Below are 18,938 nucleotides of genomic sequence, written 5' to 3' on the forward strand. Positions count from 1 at the left end.
CCTTTCGTCACGACACCGAGCCGGACGCGCGCCACGGCCTCCCGCAGCGCGTCGCCGCCGGGGCGATGTCGTCGGCCGACACCCGGGCGCCCTTGCGCGACCAGCTGCAGCCCTCGCGAGGGGTCCGGTCTGCGAGGTCCATCAGGTCGGTGCGGGCTCGCGGTTCGTCGGCGGCGTTCCACTCGTACCAGAACTGTGGCAGCCGCCCGTCGTCACTGGAACCCGATCAAGGAGACCGACGCAGTTCCCGGGCCACACGGGCCAGGTTCACCCCGTATCCGACGCCGAACGCGTGCGGCGTGAAGAAGGCGTCGCTGTCCGGATCCCAGAACTCGCGGACGATCTTCTCCGGTGTGGGCCGCCGGAAGTCGTAGGGCAGTCCGACGATGCGCCCCGTCCAGGTCCGCGACTCCGACGGTTTGCGCAGCTCTTTCGCCACGGCTGCGGCAACGACCGCCCCGACGGCAACGAGCACCACGTTCCTTTGCAGTCGCCTGTTCATGGTCGGAGGATACGCGGCGTCGCGAACGCGCTCCTGTGCCTGGCGCAGCCGGTCACGGCCGACACTCCCGCTGCGGTACGACGGCAACCGGGCAGGCCGAGTGGTGCAGGACCGCGTGGGCGACGCGGCCGAGCTGGAGACCGTAGTGGCCCTCGCGGCGCCGGGCTCCCACGACGAGCAGGTCGGCGTCGGCCGAGGCGTCGAGCAGTACCCGGCGGGCGTGGCCCTCGACGGTGCGCCGGTGGACGTCGGCGTCGGCCGGGACGTCCTGCAGGGCCGCTTCCAGCTCCTCCACGGCCCGTTCCTCGTGCAGCCGGGCGGGTTCGCCGGTCATCAGCGGGTGATCGGTGGTCTCGTGCGCGGGGCAGCGCCAGGCTCGTACGGCCTCCAGGGGCACGCCACGGCGTTGCGCCTCCTCCACGGCGAAGCGCACCGCCGCTGCGTCCGCAGGCTTCTCGCCGACGCCCAGGACGATGCGGCGAGCCCCGGTGCGAACCCGGTTGTCGTGACTGCCGCGCAGCACGATCACCGGGCAGTGCGCATGGCCGGCCACCGTGACGCTGACCGACCCGAGAAGCGCCTCGGCCAAACTGCTGCGGCCACGCGAGCCCAGGACCATCACGGAGGCGGTACGGCTCTCCCGCACCAGCGCGTACTCCGGTTCCTCGGGCAGTACGTCGGTGGTGACCTTCACGTCGGGCCGACGGCTGTGCGCACGGCGTGCGGCGGTCTCGACGATGTCCTGCGCTGTCACCTGTTCCTCGGGCTTGCCGAGGTCCTGCGCGAGGGAAGTGCCCTCGTACCGCTCCCACAGCGAGGCGTACACCAGCCGCAGTGACACCCCGCGCAGGACGGCCTCGTCGACCGCCCAGTCGACGGCCCGCATGCTGGGCTCCGAGCCGTCGACACCGACGACGATCGGGAGGTCCATCGTCCTCACCGTCCCGCGCCGAGGTCGAAGACGATCCGGGCCTTGATCTCGCCGCGCAGCACCGCGTCGATCGACTCGTTCACGGAGGCGAGCGGACGGGTCTCGTAGATGACCTTCGTACGTCCCGCCGCGTGGAGCTGGAAGACCTCGGCGAGGTCCTGCCGCGTACCCACGATGGAGCCGATCACCGAGGTGCCGTTCAGGACGGTGTCGAAGATCGGCACCTGGACGGTGCCGTGTGCGGGCAGGGCCACCATGACGAGCTTGCCGCCGCGCCGCAGACCGGAGTTGACGGCCTCGAACGCGGCCGGGTTCACCGCGAGGGCGATCGCCGCGTGGGCACCGCCGTGCTTCTTCAGCTCCTTACCGACGTCCTGCTTGCGGGCGTCGATGACGATGTCGGCGCCGAGCTCGGTGGCGAGCTGGAGCTTGTCGTCGGTGACGTCGATCGCGGCGACCGTAGCGCCGGCGATCTTGGCGTACTGCACGGCGAGGTGACCCAGGCCGCCGACGCCGGAGATCGCGACCAGCTGCGCGGGCTTGACGTCGGCGACCTTCAGGGCCTTGTAGGTGGTGACGCCGGCGCAGGTCAGCGGGGCGGCCTCGAAGGCGGTGATGCCCTCGGGCACGGGCTGCGCGAAGTCGCCCCAGGCCAGCATCTTCTCGGCGTATCCGCCGTCGCAGCCGTACCCGGTGTTGATCTGCTGCTCGCACAGCGTCTCCCAGCCGGACAGGCAGTGCTCGCACCGCCCGCACGCCCGGCCCAACCACGGCACGGCAACCCGCTGACCGACACTCAGATGCGTGACGCCCTCACCGAGCTTCTCGACGAGGCCGACGCCCTCGTGGCCGGGGACGAAAGGCGGGGTGGGTTTGACGGGCCAGTCACCGTGCATGGCGTGGATGTCGGTGTGGCACAGCCCGGAGGCCTCGACGCGGACGCGGACCTGGCCGGGACCGGGCTCGGGGTCGGAGCGCTCCTCGATGACCAGCGGCTCGCCGAAGGCTCGTACGACTGCTGCCTTCATGGTCTCTTCTCTCTTTCTGTGGCGCGTCAGTCGTGTGCGACGACGGCGACGGGGGCGGTGGCGTGGTGCAGGACGGCGTGGGTGACGGTCCCGATGTGGGCGCCCAGGGACGAGCGGCGCATGCGCCGGCCGACGACGACCAGGGAGGCCTCCTGGGAGGCGTCGATCAGGAGGTTGGACGGGCTGCCGTAGCGGGACTCCGCGACGACCGAGACCTCGGGGAACTTCTGCTGCCAGGGACGCAGTTCCTCGGTCAGGACCGTGGATTCGACCTCCGCCAGCTCCCGCTGGAACGCGGGCTCCAGGGCCATGCCGTAGGCGTAGTAGGGCGGCGGGTTCCAGCCGTGCACGACGTGCAGCGGCACGTTCCGGCGTCTGGCGGCGTCGAAGGCGAACTCGATCAGCGTCTCGTCGGGGCTGCTGACGTCCAGTCCGAGGACGACGGGACGGAAGGGGGCGGCGGTGGACGGGATGCCGGCCTCGTCCATCTCGTGCTCGTCGGTGGCCTGCTCTCCGGCGCGGACCAGGACGACGGGCCGCTCGGTGGACGCCATGACCGCGCGGCCGACCGAGCCGACCAGGAAGCCGCGGAGCCCGCCCAGGCCGCGCGAGCCGAGGACGAGCAGTTCGGCGTCCTGCGCCGCGCGGGCCAAGGCCTCGGCGGGCCGTCCGGTGACGTGTTCGGTGGTCACCTCGACGCCGGGGTGGCGCAGCCGCAGCCCTTCGGCGGCCTCGCGCGGCACCCTCTCGGTCCAGTGCTGGTGGGTCTCGGCGCCCAGCAGCGGGGCCTGGGTCATGGGCTCCGGTACCGGTTCCCAGACCTGGACGAGCCTCACCGGCAGTCCGCGCAGCTTCGCCTCGCGGGCAGCCCATTCGGCGGCAGCCCGGCTCTCGGGCGAGCCGTCGAAACCTACGGTGATGGTGCGGGGCATGATCTCCTCCTCCTGAATCGGGGACCCGAAGGGACCCGATTCCAGCGTCGTGTTCAGGGGGTCTTTCGGGGCAGGGGCCACTGGTCCTTCAGCGGGACCGATGGACCCTGGCGCGACGGGTCCCAAGGCGTTGGGCTGTCGCGCCGTGAGGTTTTCAGCGCAGCCAGGTGTGGTCGCGGACGATCGGGAGCCGCGCCCACAGCCGGCCCAGGCCCCAGGTGGCACCAGCGCCCGCGGTCGCCACGGCGATCAGCGCCACCGCGTAGATGACGTGATAGTCGGCGAAGGGATTCGTCGACATGCTCGGCGACCCGTCCGACAGGTGCGTGGCCGGCGGCCACTCGGCGATCCACATCAACGCCATCATCGCCGTGCCCGCCACCGCCGCCGGCCGCAGCGCCACACCGGCTGTGACGGCCAGGCCGATGCCGAGCAGGCCCAGCATGAACAGCCAGTCCGCCCAGGCGGCACCGGCCCACGAGTGGAACGTCGACTCCATCGGCCCGGCGGCAACGGAACCGAGGAAGCCCCTCGTCGGCGACCCGCCGTCGATCCAGCCCTTGCCGGACGCGGTCGCGTAGCCGAAGCCGAAAGTCTTGTCCAAGAACGCCCACAGGAAGACGAAACCGGTGAGCAGACGCAGGGACGCTAAAGCGTAGGCCCCCACGGAGTGGGTGTCGGTGCGTGTCGACACGGCGATCGGGGAGCCGGTGCGGTTGCTGCGGAAGGACAGGTGGAATCCCGGGCTCCGGTGAGGGTGCTCGTGCACGGCCATGGCGGTGATCCCTTCGGGGATGTCTGGTCGTTTTTCCTGACACTCCTCACTCTTGTCGCGGGCGCCGCGCGCCGCCTGGTGCCGAAGGTCTGCGGCCATGGGACCGAAGGTCCCTTTCCACGAGGCCTGTTGGGTCGCACGCGTTGCGCACGGTACGCGTGGGACCCTGTGGGCATCTCGTGGACCGCGCCCCCCAGCTGGAGGGATGGCGGCGCTCCGGTGGATCCTGAAGGCGAAGGGCGGCTCATGACCGATGGCTCGGACGGGCACATTCCCGGGTGGCACCGCCTGGTGCCCGGCCTCGCCGCGCTTCTCGGCTATCGGCGTGCGTGGCTGAGGGGCGACCTGCTGGCCGGAGTGACCGTGGCGGCCTACCTCGTGCCACAGGTCATGGCGTACGCGGGTGTGGCCGGGCTGCCGCCGGTCGCCGGGCTATGGGCGATCCTGCCGGCCCTGGCGCTGTACACGCTGTTCGGTTCCTCACGCCTGCTGTCGGTCGGTCCCGAGTCGACGACCGCCATCATGACGGCCGCCGTGGTCGGCCCGCTCGCCGCGGGGAACGCCGGGCGCTACGCCTCGCTGGCGGCCGGCCTCGCGGCCACGGTCGGGCTGTTGTGCCTCGTGGCGCGGACGGTGCGGCTGGGCTTCCTCGCGGACCTGCTCTCCCGGCCCGTCCTGATCGGCTACCTCGCGGGCGTGGCCCTGATCATGATGGTGGATCAGGTGCCCAAACTCACCGGGGTGAGGACGACCGGCTCCGAGTTCTTCCCCCAACTGTGGTCGTTCGTCAGCCATCTGGACGGGCTGCACCCGAACACCGTCGTCTTCTCGGCCGTCGCGCTCGCCTTCCTCTTCCTGGTGGCCCGTTACGTTCGTGCGCTGCCCGGGCCGCTGCTCACCATGGTCCTCGGTACGGCGGCCGTGGTGGCCTTCGACCTCGACGACCGGTATGGCATCAAGGTGATCGGCGTGGTCCCCTCGGGGCTTCCGGACCTCGCCGTGCCCGACCTGAGCGAGCTGCCGCACCTGGTGCTGCCCGCCCTCGGCGTGCTCCTGGTCGCGTACACCGACTTCATCCTCACCGCACGGGCGTTCGCCGACCGCGAGGCAGAGGGGCCCGGGCTCGACGCCAACCAGGAGTTCCTCGCCCTGGGAGCTGCCAACCTGGGGGCCGCTGCCCTGCACGGCTTCCCGGTGAGCAGCAGCGCGAGCCGCACCGCCCTCGCCTCCTCGGCGGGGGCCCGCAGCCAGGCGTACTCCCTGGTCTCCGGGGCGGCGGTGCTGGCCGTCCTGCTCTTCCTGAGTCCCCTCCTGACCCGCACCCCCTCCGCCGTGCTGGGCGCGCTCGTCGTCTACGCCGCCGTGCGGATGATCGACCTCGCGGGCTTCCGCCGCCTGGCGTCCTTCCGCCGCCGCGAACTGCAGCTCGCGCTCGGCTGCCTGGCCGGGGTGCTCGCCCTGGACATCCTGTACGGCGTGATCGTGGCCGTGGGCCTGTCGGTGGTCGAGTTGCTGACCCGGGTGGCTCGCCCGCACGACGCGGTGGAGGGGCTGGTGCCCGGGGTGGCGGGCATGCACGACGTGGCCGACTACCCCGAGGCCCGTACGATCCCCGGTCTGCTGGTGTACCGCTACGACTCGCCGCTGTTCTTCGCCAACGCGGAGGACTTCCGGCGCCGTGCGCTGGCCGCGGTCGCCCAACAGACCGGTCCCGTCCACTGGTTCGTCCTCAACACCGAGGCGAACGTGGAGGTCGACATCACCGCCCTCGACGCGGTCGACGAACTGCGTCGCGAACTGACCGGCCGCGGCATCGTGTTCGCCTTCGCCCGGGTCAAGCAGGACCTGCTCGACGACCTGAAGAAGTACGGTCTCGCGGGCTCGGTCGGGACGGACCTCATCTTCCCGACGCTGCCGACGGCGGTTGCCGCCTACCGTCGGTGGCTCGAGGCCCGGCCCGGCTGACTCCGGTCGCGGGTCAGCCACCCGTGGGGTCCGGACGGACCAGCGTGCCCGACCTGCCGTGGACGATCTCGTACGCCGCGTCCAGAGCACCGATCGCGGCCAGGCCCCCGGTGCGCTCGACGAACCGGGCCGCTGCCTCGGCCTTGGGCCCCATGGAGCCGTCGGGGAAGCCGCCGCGTCGCAGCTCGTCGGGTGTCGCGTCGAGGACGGGCCGCTGGTCCGGTGTCCCGTAGCCCTCGTACACGTTGGGTACGTCGGTCAGGATCAGCAGGAAGTCCGCCTTCAGGTCCTCGGCGAGCAGGGCCGCGGTGAGGTCCTTGTCGATGACAGCTTCCACCCCGGTCAGGGCTCCGGTGGCGCGGTCGGCCGTGACGGGGACGCCCCCGCCGCCGGCGCAGACCACGAGCGTGCCGCTGCCCAGCAGGTCGCGGATCGTGTCGGTTTCCACGATGTGTTCGGGCACTGGGGAGGGCACGACCCGGCGCCAGCCGCCCGTGTCCTGTGCGATGTGCCAGCCGCGCTTGAGGGCGAGGGACTGCGCCACGTCCCGGTCGTAGAGCTGGCCGACGAACTTCGTGGGCCGTTCGAAGGCGGGGTCGTCGGTCCGCACCACGGTGTGGGTGACGAGGGTGGCGATCCGGCGCCCGGGCAGGACGTCGTGCAAGGTGCAGGCCAGCAGAGAGCCGATCATGCCCTGGGTCTGCGCGCCGAGCAGATGGAGCGGGTAGGGGGCGCTGAGCGCGGGGTCGGCCGCGCTCTCCATGGCGAGCAGGCCGATCTGCGGGCCGTTGCCGTGGGTGATGACGAGCTCGTGCTCGTGGGCGAGGGCGGCCAGGGCGGTGGCGACCCGGTCGATGTTGTTCTGCTGGACCTCGGCGTCAGGGCGTTCGCCACGGTGCAGCAGGGCGTTGCCGCCAAGGGCGACGACGATGCGCATGGTTCAGTCCTCCAGTGTGGCGACGAGCACGGCCTTGATGGTGTGCAGCCGGTTCTCCGCCTGGTCGAAGACGATCGAGGCGGGCGAGGTGAAGACGTCGTCGGTGACTTCCAGCCCGTCCAGGCCGTAGGAGTCGAAGAGGTCTTGGCCCAGCCGGGTGCTGCGGTCGTGCAGGGACGGCAGGCAGTGCATGAACTTCACGTCCGGGTTGCCGGTGAGGGCGAGCGTCTTGTCGTTGACTCGGTACGGGAGCAGCAGTTCGATCCGTTCGCGCCAGGTGTCAGCGGGCTCGCCCATGGAGACCCAGACGTCGGTGTGCAGGAAGTCGGCTCCGCGTACGGCGGTCTCGACGTCTTCGGTGAGCGTGATGCGGGCTCCGCTGCGCTCGGCGAGCGCCCGGCAGGAGGCCACCAGGGCGGGGTCGGGCCAGAGCGCGGCAGGGGCGGCGATGCGTACGTCCATGCCGAGCAGGGCGCCCATCGACAGCAGGGAGTTCCCCATGTTGTTGCGGGCGTCGCCCAGGTAGCAGTAGGCGATGTCCTGAAGCGGCTTGGCGCTGTGCTCGTGCATGGTGAGGACGTCGCACAGACTCTGGGTGGGGTGCGCGGTGTCGGTCAGGCCGTTGTAGACGGGCACGCCGGAGTGGGTGGCGAGTTGGGTGACGAGGGACTGGGCGGAGCCCCGGTACTCGATGGCGTCGAACATCCGGCCGAGGACACGGGCGGTGTCGGCGATGGATTCCTTCTGGCCGATGTGGGTGTCGCCGGGGCCGAGGTAGGTGGTGGCGACGCCCTGGTCGGCGGCAGCGACCTCGAAGGCGCAACGGGTGCGGGTGGAGGTCTTCTCGAAGATCAAGGCGACGTTCCGACCGGTCAGCCGTGGCCGTTCGGTGCCGGCGCGCTTGGCTGCCTTCAACTCGGCGGAGAGGTCGAGGAGGTGGTGGATCTCGGTGCGGGTGAAGTCGAGTTCGCTCAGGTAGGAGCGGCCTCGCAGGTCGACGGTCATGGTGTGGTTCCCCTTGCTGGGTCAGGCGGCCGGGTCGCGTTCGATGGGGCAGCTCATGCAGCGCGGGCCGCCGCGGCCGCGGCCGAGTTCGGCGCCGGCGATGGTGACGATCTCGATGCCCTGCTTGCGCAGGTAGGTGTTGGTGGTGACGTTGCGCTCGTAGCCGACGACGACGCCGGGGGCGAGGGCGAGGAAGTTGCTGCCGTCGTCCCACTGCTCGCGCTCGGCGCCCCGGATGTCCTGCGGTGCGGACAGCATGCGGACCTTGTCCAGGTCGAGGGCCTCGGCAAGGGCCGTCGCCAGGTCGGAGTTCGCCGCGACGTCGAAGCCGGTCTCCCGGGTATCGCTGGGACGCAAGGTCCACGAGCGCAGGGAGTCGGCCAGGCCCGGGTAGATGGTGAAGGCGTCGCGGTCGACCATGGTCAGCACCGTGTCCAGGTGCATGAAGGCGCGGGCGGCAGGAAGCTGGACGGCGACCAGGCGGTTCGCGGTGCCGGTGGCGAAAAGCCGGCGGGCGAGGTTCTCCACGGCCTGGGCGGTAGTGCGCTCCCCCATGCCGACCATGACGGCACCGTTGCCGAGGACGTGCACGTCGCCGCCCTCCAGGGTGCCCACCTCTCCGGCGAGGAGCGGTTCGATCGCGGCTGAGGCGAACATCGGGTGGAAGCGGTAAATGGCCTCGGCATGCAGGCTCTCGCGCCGCCGGGCGGTCTTGGCCATCGGGTTGACCGACAACCGGTCGTACATCCAGCAGGAGTTGTCGCGCGGGAAGAGGTGGTTGGGCAGCGGTGCGAGCGCGAAGTCGTCCGCGCCGAGCGCGTTCCAGACCAGGCTGTGCGAGGTGGCGAGCGGCAGGTCGCTCTTGAGGAGCCCGCCGATGAGGTATCCGGCGAGGGTCTCCCCATCGAGTCCGGCACAGAGCTCGCGCACCGGATCGAGCAGGGCCGGGCCGACAGTGGCCGCAGTGGCCACCCGGTCGAGCAGCCAGTCGCGGGCCTCGGGGATGTCAAGGGTCTGGGCCAGCAGGTCGGCGAAGTAGTGCACGCGGGCTCCGTGATCGCGCAGCACCTGGGCGAAGGCGTCGTGTTCCTCGCGGGCGCGCTTGGCCCACAGGATGTCGTCGAAGAGCAGGGAGTCGACATTGCGCGGGGTGAGGCGGGAGAGTTCAAGGCCGGGGCGGTGCAGGATCACCTGGCGCAGGCGGCCGACTTCGGAGTCGACGTGGAACGTGTTCATGGCGGGCTTCCTTGGTGGTGGGGTGTGGTCAGTGGTGGTGGGGTGTGGTCAGTGGTGGTGGCGGAGGATGTTCCGCTGCCGGGGCCCGCCGGTGGGGCCGGGGCGCGTTCCGCGGGAGGGCCGCTCGGCCGGTGCCGACGTCTCGGGTGCCCGCTGCTCGTCCTCGGTCCGGGGGCCGGGGATCACCGCTTCGGTGCCGCCGTACACGCCCTGGCCCCGCTTCAGCCACACGTAGACCGGCAGGCCGAGCAGCAGCACGAACAGCCCGTAGTAGACGGTCTGGTAGCCGCTTCCCTGGATCGACCAGTACGAGAAGGCGAGTGCCAGCGCGGCGACGGTGACGTCCCGGGCCAGCCGCCGCGGAGTGAGGCTCTCGCGCCCGCGCACCAGCAGCCAGTACAGCTGGGCGGCGGCGGAGAACAGGTACGGGATCACGGCGGTGAGCACGCTCAGCAGCACGATCTTGGTGAAGACGTCCTCGAAGCGCGTGTAGCTGAACACGGTGATCAGCGAGGCCAGCACGGTCGAGGCGACGATACCGAAGACAGGGACGTCGTTCTCGCCGCGCAGCCTGGCGAACGCGCGGGGGAAGAGGCCGTCGCGAGCTGCGGCGTACGGCATCTCGGCGCACAGCATGGTCCAGCCGTTGAGAGCGCCGATGCCGGAGATGATCGCGGCGACAGCCACGATGTCACCGGCCCAGGTGCCGCCGAAGATGTTGTTCGCGGCGTCGGTGAACGGCGCGGTCGAGTGACCCAACGTGCCGTGCGAGACGGTGCCGAAGACCGCGAGGGTGCCCAGAATGTAGATCACGGCACAGATGAGCGTGCCGTACACGGTGGCACGCGGCACGTTCCGCCCGGGCTCCTTCACTCGGCCGGCGACCACCGAGGCGGCCTCCAGACCGAGGTAGCTGAACAGCGCGATGGCGGCCGCGGCCGAGATCGCACCCAGCGCCGACTGTCCGCTGGCGTTGAAGGCGCCGAAGTTGTGGGGGTCGATGAACAACAGTCCGACGGTGGCCATGAAGATCAGCGGAACGAACTTCAGCACGGTCGTGATCACCTGGAACGCGCCCATGTTCCGGACACCGGTGAGGTTGATCGCGGCGGGAATCCAGAGCCCGATCAGCGCGATCAGCACCGAGCCCCCGGTCCTGTGCCCGGTGTTGACGAACACCTCGACGTAGCCGACCCACGCCACCGCGATCGCGGCGTTACCGGCCCACGCGGTGATCCAGTAGGACCAGGCGTTGAGGAACCCGGCGAACTCGCCGAAGGCCTCGCGGGCGTAGACGTAGGGCCCGCCGCTCGCGGGAAAACGCTTCGACAGCGCCCCGAAGGTGAGGGCCAGCGCGAGCGCGCCGAGGGTCACGGCGACGAACGCGACGAGGGAGATCGGCCCGTACGGGGCGAGGGCGGAGGGGAGCGCAAAGACTCCTGTGCCGATGATGCTGCCGATCACGAGCGCGGAGGCGGCGGGAAGGCCGAGCGCCACTGTGGGCGCCTTTCCCTTTCCGTCTCTTGGGGTTCCGGGCATGGTCGTACTCCTTGCGCAGGTCGCTACACGGGTGGGTCGATCCGTGAACGATCTTTCTGCGTCGGCACCGGGCACGGGCAGTGGCCACACGTCCCGTTGGCGGCCCGATGGTCCCGGAGCTGGAGGCCCGCCCAGCCCAAGCGGAGAGCGGATCCGCGGAGCGCGCCCCCAGGGCGTGTTTCGAAAGCCCCATCTGCCAGGCGGCGTCTGGCACGCACGCTCGCCTTCCTCCACGGGCACCTGCCAGGCCGGCGTGGTGCCGCCGCCGTCGGCCGGGTTGGACAACTCCCGTGTTCCGTCCAGCTGTTGGGCCCGTCCGGCCATGTTGCGCAGACCGCTGCGTCGGCCGCCGGGCGGGATGCCCACGCCGTTGCCGGACACCGTGAGCCGCACCTCGCGCCCGTGGGTCTCGAGTCCGACATCGGCCCGATCGGCGCGCGCGTGCCGGGCGATGTCGGTCAGGGACTCGGAGAGGACAACCACCACGTGGTCGGCGATCTCCTTCGGCACGCCCGTGTCGAGCAGGCCCTCCATGCGCACGCTCGGGGCGAAGCCCAGCACCGGCGCGACCCCCAGGCGGGCCTGCAGCTCCTCCAGCAGCTCATCCAGCCGCAACTGCGGCAGCCGGACCCGGGCCCCTCGGGGCCTCTCGCCGGCGATTCTTGCCAAGCCCCTCGTCCTGCCGACGGCTGGTCATCCTCGTCGGGGCCACGCCATCGGCCCGCGGCAGACGGCGGTGTGAGATCAGACTCACTGCCGGGGGAGGAAGACATGCCAGGCGGCGCGGGCAGCAGCGATGACGGGCCCTTCCGGCCCCAGGACTTCAGCGCCCTTCCTGCCTCTGCCGGCCCTGGACCTGCGTGGCTATGACCGCGGCCTGGATACGGCGCTCCACGCCGAGCTTGGCGAGCAGGCGGGAGATGTGGTTCTTCACCGTCTTCTCGGCGAGGTACAGCCGCTGGCCGATCTGACGGTTGGTGAGACCCTCGCCGATCAGGGCGAGGATCTCCCGCTCCCGCACGGTCAGACCGGGCAGGGCGTCCGGCTCTTCTTCCTGCTGCTGCCCGTCCCGAAGGCGGGCCATCAGCCTGGTGGTGGCGCTCGGATCCAGCAGGGACTGGCCGCGGGCCACGGTGCGTACTGCGGACACCAGGTCTGATCCTTGGATCTGCTTCAGAACGTATCCGGACGCGCCCGCCATGATCGAGTCCAGCAGCGCCTCCTCGTCGTCGAAGGAGGTCAGCATCAGGCAGGCCAGCTCCGGCATGCGCGAGCGCAGCTCCCGGCACACGGTCACGCCGTCGCCGTCGGGCAGCCGGACGTCCAGGACCGCCACCTGCGGGCGCAGTGCGGGGACGCGCACCAGGGCCTGCTCCACGGTGCCGGCCTCGCCGATCACATCGATGTCCGGCTCGTCGTTCAGCAGGTCGCGCACTCCACGTCGTACCACCTCGTGGTCGTCCAGCAGGAAGACCCGGATCGGACTCTCGTGGCCGGGCTGCTTGCTGTCCGCCATCATTTGCTCCCTGGTTCCGCGTTACTCGTCGATGTCCACTTGGACCGTACCGGTCTCCGTACCGGGATCTTTCCCGGATCCGGGCCGAGGGGCCAGGGCCGGTCGGCCCTGTTTCCACAGGGTCTCCCGCAGCCAGAGGCAGTGGTGCCGTGGCGGGCCGGACGCGTCCACGTCGAGGACCACGCCCCCTGGCAGCTTCCGGCAGCCGGTCGGACCCACACGGCCGAAGGGCGAGTCCGGCGGCCCTGTAGGGAGAGGCCCTATGGCCCCGTTCCCGGGGGTCTGACAGCCCTGGACCCACGCCGGTCCGCGCAGAAGTCTGAAGCCGCTGCCCAACGATCGAAGGAGCGGAGCAGATGACTGCGAAGAACACCGGCACCCACGTCACCTCCACCGTCGCAGTACAGGTGCGCTCGGACGGCGATGTGGACGAAGAGGCACTCGCGTACGTCCGGGCCAAGGTCGACACAGCCCTCAACCGGCCCGGAGTTCCAGACGTCAGCGGCAAGGTGAGGATCGCGAAGGCAGCGGCGCACCACGTCGAGGAGCCCTGGTCCGCCGGGGCCGAGCTCGTCGTGGGGAACACTCTTGTGGTCGTGCACGCCCAGGAGGCGACGGCACATGAACTGGCGGACCGGTTGCAGGACCGCCTCCGCAGCCAGCTGACTCGGGTCCTGCACCGCGAGGCGGCGGCCCGCAGGTCGGCCACTCCCCCACCGTGGCGTGGTGGCCAGGCCATCAGCGGGCGGGATTAGACCGACCGGCAATTGAGGGGTGGGTGAAGGAGCGGGGCTGGGGTGCGTGCATCGCAAGGCGGAGGATTGAGCCATGGCGAATGGGGCCTCCCCTGCTCGAGCGAAGCCGAGAGCTTGGGGAACATGGTGATGGACGACAACGCCGCGAGGTGCGTGCCCCAGCCCCGTGACGCCGCCCCCCAAGTGCCGGTCGGTCTTAGAGTCTCCCGGCCCTCCGGTGCGAGGCGGATCGGTCCTCCACCAGGTACGTCTGGGCCCTGCGCCGCGGCGCAGGGGGGCTGCGAGGCTGAAGGGGCGGCGAGGCGGCCGGTAGGTGCCTCGAGGTAGAGGCACTGTCACCCAGCGGGGAGCAAGGCCTGCCCGCCTCCCGCTCGCACCGTGAAGGAGGGAAGCGCCATGAAGACGCGCACCGTCGGCGAAGTCATGACCAGCGAGGTCGTCTGCGCAAGCCGGCGGACTCCGTTGGATGACGTGGTGCGGTTGCTGGACCGGCACCGTATCCGCGCACTGCCGGTCGTCGACCACGATGACAAGGTGGTCGGGGTGGTCTCCGGCGCCGATCTCGCGCACGGCTCTGTGGCCACGACCGCGGGAGAGCTGATGACGACCCCGGCGGTCACCATCCATCCGGAGCAACGTGTTTCGGATGCCGCACGGCTGATGGAACGTCAGAAGGTCGACCGTCTGCCCGTGGTGGATGAGGAGGACCGCCTCATCGGTATCGCCACCCGCCGCGACCTGCTGCGGGTCTTCTTGCGTACGGACGAGGAGATCCGTCAGCGGGTGGTGGAGGAGGTCCTGGTCAGCGCGCTGGGCCTGCCACCCGGCGCCGTCGCCGTTTCCGTCCGGGACGGCATGGTCATGCTGGAGGGACGCCTCCACCACCGTAGTGACGTCCCTCTGGCCGTTCGGTCGACCTGGCGTGTGGAAGGCGTCGTCGGTGTGGTCAGCAGGCTCGGGTTTGACATCGACGACTGCCGCCCGCGCAGCCGGCCGCGCACTGAATCATCCTGACCCGCCACCCGAGCGGCGCAGGTCACGCCGCGATGAACCCTGCCCCCTTGTCCGAACGCCCCCAGCCTGTCCGAAGCGACACCGGTCAGCCCCCGGAAGGGACCATCGGCACCTGGGAGTGGGGGCAAGGCAGGGCAAGAGTGAAGACGTGAGCGGCACCGGTCCACACCGCCTACTTCCTGGGGTGGGCAGGGCCGGCCGGACGCGGACGAGGGCCGAACGGCCCTGGTACGAGGAGTTCCGGTGCGGTTCCAATGACCGGATCGAGCCTGCCCGTGGGGCCCACTTCACCCGGGTGCCACGGACAGGCGGTCGGTCTTACATGCCGTAGCGGCGCGCCCCGGCCGTCACCACGGCGACCGGCCACGCGACAGCATCCGCGCGTCGGCCGAGGACAAGCCACAGTGAGCAACGAAACCGTACGGAAGCCTGCCATGACCATCGACCACGCCCAGCCCCTTCCTGCCGGACCGCGCCGGAGCGTCGAGCTCAACAGTGACGAAGCCTTGCGGCTGCTGGGCAGCGTGTCCTTCGGGAGGATCGTCTTCACTCGGCATGCGCTGCCGACCATCCGCCCGGTGAACCACGTCCTGGACAACGGCGACATCGTCATCCGCACTCACGAAGGCGCGGCGCTGACCTCGCGCGCGCGGCAGGCCGACGGCCAGGGCGTGGTCGTCGCCTACGAGGCCGACGCCATCGACCCGGACATGCACCTCGGTTGGAGCGTGACGGTCACCGGTTACGCCCACCTGGTGACCGAGCCGGGTGAACTGGCCCGCTACCGCGCACTGCTCAACCCCTGGGTGAACCAGACCATGGACTATGCGGTCCGTATCCGCCCGGACTTGATCACCGGCATCCGACTCACCGCCGCGAACGCCTGATCACGGTCCACGAGCCGCCGAGATCAGCCGTGTGGAGCCTCACCGCGTAGGCATCGGGCCAGCGCATCGGCGACCACACGGTCGTCGGCATTCCTCCCAGAACTCGCCGAACTCGACCGCCCGGTATGGCCGAGTCCGCCGCAAGTACATCCGGGAGAAATGCCTCGTCGATACCGAGGACGACGTCACGGAACGAACTGGCCCCGGACGCGTCACCGAAGGCGCCCGGCCGGTGTTCGTCCTCAGAATGCTGGCCGTCTCGCACGGGGACGATGGGCCGTCGGCTGCCCGGGACGGCCGCGAGGGCGACGGACCACAGTTGCACGCCGTGTGAGCTGCACACGCTGACGCCTGCCCCGATCGGTCGGCTCACAAGGCCCGTAGACCGTGCTCTCGGAACTGTTCGCGCACCCGTTCCGTCAGCTCCGGATCGGGAACAGGGGTGTCGCGGAGCGGGAAGCCGATGCCCAGGGCGTCGTATTTGTGGGCGCCGAGTTTGTGGAACGGCAGGACGTCCACCCGGTCGACATTGCCCAGGCCGGCCAGGAAGGCGCCGAGGCCGTCCACGGCGGATGGGTCGTCGGTCCAGCCGGGAACGAGGACGTAGCGGATGTACACGGGGATGCCCAGCCGGTCCAGGCGAGTCGCGAAACTGAGCGTGGGGGCGAGGGCGCCGCCGGTCAGCCGTCGGTAGGTGCCGATGTCGAAGGACTTGATGTCGAGCAGCACCAGGTCGGTGTCGGCGAGCAGCCCGTCGTCGGCACGGGCTCCCAGGAAGCCGGAGGTGTCCAGGGCTGTGTGCAGACCCAGCTCCTTGCAACGGCGGAGCACGTCGCCGGTGAAGCCGGGCTGGAGCAGCGGCTCGCCACCCGTGACGGTCACTCCCCCGCCCGCTGTGGTGACGAAGGCCCGGTACTTCGCGATCTCCGCCATCACCTCGTCGACGGTGGTCTCCCGCCCGTCCCGCATATGCCAGGTGTCGGGGTTGGCGCAGTACAGGCAGCGCAGCGGGCAGCCGTTGACGAACAGCACGAACCGGGTCCCGGGACCGTCCACACCGGTGGACAGGTCCCACGAGTGCACCCGGCCGGTGAGCTGCCCCGCCGCCGGGTCCGCGTGGCTCGTCACCGGCTTCGCCGCGGTGTTCACAGCGATCCGTGGAAGGTGCGGCTGATCACGTCGAGTTGCTGCTCGCGGGTCAGGCGGACGAAGTTGACGGCGTACCCGGAGACCCTGATGGTCAGCTCCGGGTACTTCTCCGGGTGTTCCATGGCGTCCTCGAGCGTCGCCCGGTTCAGGACGTTGACGTTCATGTGGAAACCGCCGAAGGTCATGTACCCGTCGAGGATGCCGACCAGGTTGCCGGCCCGCTCCGTGGGATTGTGGCCGAGCCCCTCGGGGGTGATGGTCGTGGTCAGCGAGATCCCGTCGCGCGCCTCCCCGTACGGCAGCTTCGCCACCGACAGCGCCGATGCGACCACCCCGTGCCGGTCCCGACCGTTCATCGGGTTGGCGCCGGGCGCGAAGGGCTGTCCGGCGCGCCGGCCGTCGGGCGTGTTGCCGGTGTGCTTGCCGTAGACCACGTTCGAGGTGATCGTCAGCACCGACTGGGTGTGCTCGGCACCCCGGTAGGCGGGGTGCTTGCGCACCTTGGCCATGAAGGACTCCACCAGGTCGACGGCGAACCCGTCGGCGCGGTCGTCGTTGTTGCCGTACGCCGGGAACTCACCCTCGGTCTCGTAGTCCACGGCGAGCCCGGTCTCGTCCCGGATCACCTTCACCCGGCCGTACTTGATGGCGGACAGGCTGTCGACGGCCACCGAAAGCCCCGCGATCCCGCACGCCATGAAGCGGTGCACAGGGTAGTCGTGCAGCGCCATCTCGATGCGCTCGTAGGCGTACTTGTCGTGCATGTAGTGGATGACGTTGAGCGCGTCGACGTACGTCTGCGCCAGCCAGTCCAGCATCCGGTCGTACGCCGCCGACAGCTCGTCGTAGTCCAGGTACTCGCCGGTCAGTGCGGGCATCTCGGGGGCGACCTGCTCGCCGGTCATCTCGTCCCGGCCGCCGTTGATCGCATACAGCAAGGCCTTGGCGAGGTTGACCCGGGCGCCGAAGAACTGCATCTGCTTGCCGACGGCCATGGCGGACACGCAGCAGGCGATCGCGGAGTCGTCCCCCGTGCAGGGGCGCACGAGGTCGTCGGACTCGTACTGGATGGAGCTGGTGTCGATGGAGACCTGGGCGCAGAACCGCTTGAACCCCTCCGGCAGTTGCGGCGACCACAGCACCGTGAGGTTCGGCTCCGGCGCGGGCCCGAGGTTGTACAGGGTCTGCAGGAAGCGGAAGGACGTGCGGGTGACCAGCGGGCGGCCGTCAGTGCCGATGCCGCCGATCGACTCCGTCACCCAGGTCGGATCGCCGGAGAACAGCGCGTCGTATTCGGGAGTGCGCAGGAACCGCACGATCCGCAGCTTGATCACGAAGTCGTCGATCAGCTCCTGGGCCCGGGGCTCGTCGATGGTCCCCTTCTCCAGGTCGCGCTGGAGGTAGACGTCAAGGAACGTCGACGTGCGGCCCAGCGACATCGCGGCGCCGTTCTGCTCCTTCACGGCGGCCAGGAAGCCGAGGTAGAGCCACTGCACGGCCTCGTGTGCGGTGGCGGCGGGACGGGAGACGTCGCAGCCGTACGACGCGGCCATCCGCGTCAGTTCACCCAGCGCCCTGATCTGTTCGGCCAGCTCTTCCCGGTCACGGATGACGTCCTGGGTGGAGGGCTGGTCGTCCAGCAGGGCCCGCTCGGCCCGCTTGACCTGGATCAGCTGGTCGGTGCCGTACAGGGCGACGCGCCGGTAGTCGCCGATGATCCGGCCGCGGCCGTAGGCGTCGGGCAGCCCGGTGATGATGCCGACCTTGCGCGCGGCCCGCATCGCGGGGGTGTAAGCGTCGAAAACGCCGTCGTTGTGAGTTTTGCGGTAGGTGCCGAAGACCTTGGTGACGAAGGGGTCGGGCTCGTAGCCGTACGCCTTCAGGCCGTTCTCCACCATGCGCAGGCCGCCGTCCGGCATGATCGCCCGCTTCAGCGGGGCGTCGGTCTGCAGCCCGACGATCAGCTCGCGGCCTTTGTCGATGTACCCGGGGGCGTGCGAGGTGATCGTGGAAGGGGTCGCGGCATCGACGTCGAGGATGCCCTTGCGCCGCTCCTCGGGGAACAGGGCGCTGACCTTCCGCCAGACGGCGAGTGTGCGCTCGGTCGGGCCGGCCAGGAACTCGGGACCGCCTTCGTACGGCGTGTAGTTGGCCTGGATGAAGTCACGCACGTCGACCAGTCCGCGCCAGCCCCGTCCGGCGAAACCGCGCCAGGCCTCGGCGGGAGCATCCACGTCTGCGCGGGTTGCCACGGTCATCACTGCCTCCGCATCGTTCGCGACACCGCTCACAGAGGATCCCGTGGGCGGCTGCGCTGCCGATGCTTGTCTGTCATCGCTGCCCGGGGCAGGGCCTGCGGGAACCCGTTGCCGCGCTGACCGGCCCCTCTCGACGGGGCCGGTCGGCCCCTGGCGCGGGTGGCGACACAGGTGCGCGGCTGCGTGACTCCGAGGCCCCACGCCGGCCGAGCGACTGGGCATCGGCCCGGCCGCCGGCGAGGTCAGGCGAGCGCGAGGAACAGCTTCTCGAGTTCCTCTTCGGTCATGGGCGGGGCGTCGGCTTCGCTCCGGGCGAGGCACTGACGCATCCCGCCGGCCACGATCTTGAAGCCGGCCCTGTCCAGGGCCCGGGAGACAGCGGCAAGCTGGGTGACGACGTCCTTGCAGTCGCGCCCGGCCTCGATCATGGCGATGACACCGGCGAGCTGGCCCTGCGCCCGGCGCAGCCGGTTCAGGACCGCGCCCATGGCTTCTTCTTCCACTTTCAC

Annotated in this window: 17 protein-coding genes; 4 read left to right on the forward strand and 13 right to left on the reverse strand. The window is 70.4% G+C overall.

Features of this window, described 5'->3' with window-relative positions:
* Nucleotides 1-226 precede the first annotated feature (226 nt).
* From AB0N06_RS22395 to AB0N06_RS22415, 5 genes are all read right to left on the reverse strand, one after another.
* Nucleotides 227-502 (reverse strand): DUF5808 domain-containing protein, encoded by a 276-nt coding sequence (locus AB0N06_RS22395; RefSeq protein WP_366136439.1) that lies wholly within the window; start codon nt 500-502, stop codon nt 227-229.
* A 52-nt stretch (nt 503-554) separates the two neighbouring features.
* Nucleotides 555-1,433 (reverse strand): universal stress protein, encoded by an 879-nt coding sequence (locus AB0N06_RS22400; protein ID WP_366136440.1) that lies wholly within the window; start codon nt 1,431-1,433, stop codon nt 555-557.
* Nucleotides 1,434-1,438: 5 nt separating this feature from the next.
* Nucleotides 1,439-2,461: a zinc-dependent alcohol dehydrogenase gene (locus tag AB0N06_RS22405; protein WP_366136441.1), complete on the reverse strand. Its 1,023-nt coding sequence runs from the start codon at nt 2,459-2,461 to the stop codon at nt 1,439-1,441.
* A 26-nt stretch (nt 2,462-2,487) separates the two neighbouring features.
* A complete protein-coding gene (locus AB0N06_RS22410) occupies nt 2,488-3,393 on the reverse strand; it encodes a universal stress protein (protein WP_366136442.1) in 906 nt (301 codons plus the stop codon).
* A gap of 154 nt (nt 3,394-3,547) precedes the next feature.
* Entirely contained in the window at nt 3,548-4,168 is a 621-nt protein-coding gene (locus AB0N06_RS22415; protein ID WP_366136490.1) for a hypothetical protein, read from the reverse strand.
* A 246-nt stretch (nt 4,169-4,414) separates the two neighbouring features.
* Here AB0N06_RS22415 and sulP point away from each other — a divergent pair, with 246 nt between their 5' ends.
* Complete coding sequence (sulP, locus tag AB0N06_RS22420; protein WP_366136443.1) at nt 4,415-6,133, forward strand: sulfate permease; 1,719 nt, start codon at nt 4,415-4,417, stop codon at nt 6,131-6,133.
* A gap of 13 nt (nt 6,134-6,146) precedes the next feature.
* Here sulP and AB0N06_RS22425 read toward each other — a convergent pair whose 3' ends face one another.
* The 5 genes from AB0N06_RS22425 to AB0N06_RS22445 form a co-directional block, all read right to left on the reverse strand.
* Nucleotides 6,147-7,070, reverse strand: coding sequence for a carbamate kinase (locus AB0N06_RS22425; protein ID WP_366136445.1), 924 nt, complete (start codon nt 7,068-7,070; stop codon nt 6,147-6,149).
* A 3-nt stretch (nt 7,071-7,073) separates the two neighbouring features.
* Nucleotides 7,074-8,075 carry an ornithine carbamoyltransferase gene (gene argF / locus AB0N06_RS22430; RefSeq protein WP_366136446.1) on the reverse strand — a complete coding sequence of 334 codons (1,002 nt, stop codon included), beginning with the start codon at nt 8,073-8,075 and terminating at the stop codon, nt 7,074-7,076.
* Nucleotides 8,076-8,096: 21 nt separating this feature from the next.
* Nucleotides 8,097-9,311, reverse strand: coding sequence for an arginine deiminase (locus AB0N06_RS22435; RefSeq protein ID WP_366136447.1), 1,215 nt, complete (start codon nt 9,309-9,311; stop codon nt 8,097-8,099).
* Nucleotides 9,312-9,359: 48 nt separating this feature from the next.
* Nucleotides 9,360-10,850: an amino acid permease gene (locus tag AB0N06_RS22440; protein ID WP_366136491.1), complete on the reverse strand. Its 1,491-nt coding sequence runs from the start codon at nt 10,848-10,850 to the stop codon at nt 9,360-9,362.
* An 823-nt stretch (nt 10,851-11,673) separates the two neighbouring features.
* The gene (locus AB0N06_RS22445; RefSeq protein WP_366136448.1) at nt 11,674-12,366 is read right to left on the reverse strand and encodes a response regulator transcription factor; all 693 of its coding nucleotides are present in this window, start codon (nt 12,364-12,366) and stop codon (nt 11,674-11,676) included.
* 356 nt (nt 12,367-12,722) lie between these two features.
* On the opposite strand from AB0N06_RS22445, the gene AB0N06_RS22450 reads away from it, so the two are divergent.
* The 3 genes from AB0N06_RS22450 (at nt 12,723) to AB0N06_RS22460 (ending at nt 15,022) form a co-directional block, all read left to right on the forward strand.
* Nucleotides 12,723-13,121 carry a hypothetical protein gene (locus tag AB0N06_RS22450; protein ID WP_366136449.1) on the forward strand — a complete coding sequence of 133 codons (399 nt, stop codon included), beginning with the start codon at nt 12,723-12,725 and terminating at the stop codon, nt 13,119-13,121.
* 396 nt (nt 13,122-13,517) lie between these two features.
* Nucleotides 13,518-14,135, forward strand: a complete 618-nt coding sequence (locus tag AB0N06_RS22455; protein WP_366136450.1) for a CBS domain-containing protein — start codon at nt 13,518-13,520, stop codon at nt 14,133-14,135.
* A 434-nt stretch (nt 14,136-14,569) separates the two neighbouring features.
* The gene (locus AB0N06_RS22460; protein WP_366136492.1) at nt 14,570-15,022 is read left to right on the forward strand and encodes a pyridoxamine 5'-phosphate oxidase family protein; all 453 of its coding nucleotides are present in this window, start codon (nt 14,570-14,572) and stop codon (nt 15,020-15,022) included.
* A gap of 369 nt (nt 15,023-15,391) precedes the next feature.
* On the opposite strand, the gene pflA is transcribed toward AB0N06_RS22460, so the two are convergent.
* From pflA to AB0N06_RS22475, 3 genes are all read right to left on the reverse strand, one after another.
* Nucleotides 15,392-16,171, reverse strand: coding sequence for a pyruvate formate-lyase-activating protein (gene pflA / locus AB0N06_RS22465; protein ID WP_366136451.1), 780 nt, complete (start codon nt 16,169-16,171; stop codon nt 15,392-15,394).
* Nucleotides 16,168-18,429: a formate C-acetyltransferase gene (pflB, locus tag AB0N06_RS22470; RefSeq protein ID WP_366136452.1), complete on the reverse strand. Its 2,262-nt coding sequence runs from the start codon at nt 18,427-18,429 to the stop codon at nt 16,168-16,170. The genes pflA and pflB overlap by 4 nt, the downstream gene beginning before the upstream one ends.
* 242 nt (nt 18,430-18,671) lie before the next feature.
* The gene (locus AB0N06_RS22475) at nt 18,672-18,938 is read right to left on the reverse strand and encodes a metal-sensitive transcriptional regulator (protein WP_366136453.1); all 267 of its coding nucleotides are present in this window, start codon (nt 18,936-18,938) and stop codon (nt 18,672-18,674) included.

It is taken from the genome of Streptomyces sp. NPDC051020, assembly GCF_040683105.1.
In the GTDB taxonomy this organism is placed as follows: domain Bacteria; phylum Actinomycetota; class Actinomycetes; order Streptomycetales; family Streptomycetaceae; genus Streptomyces.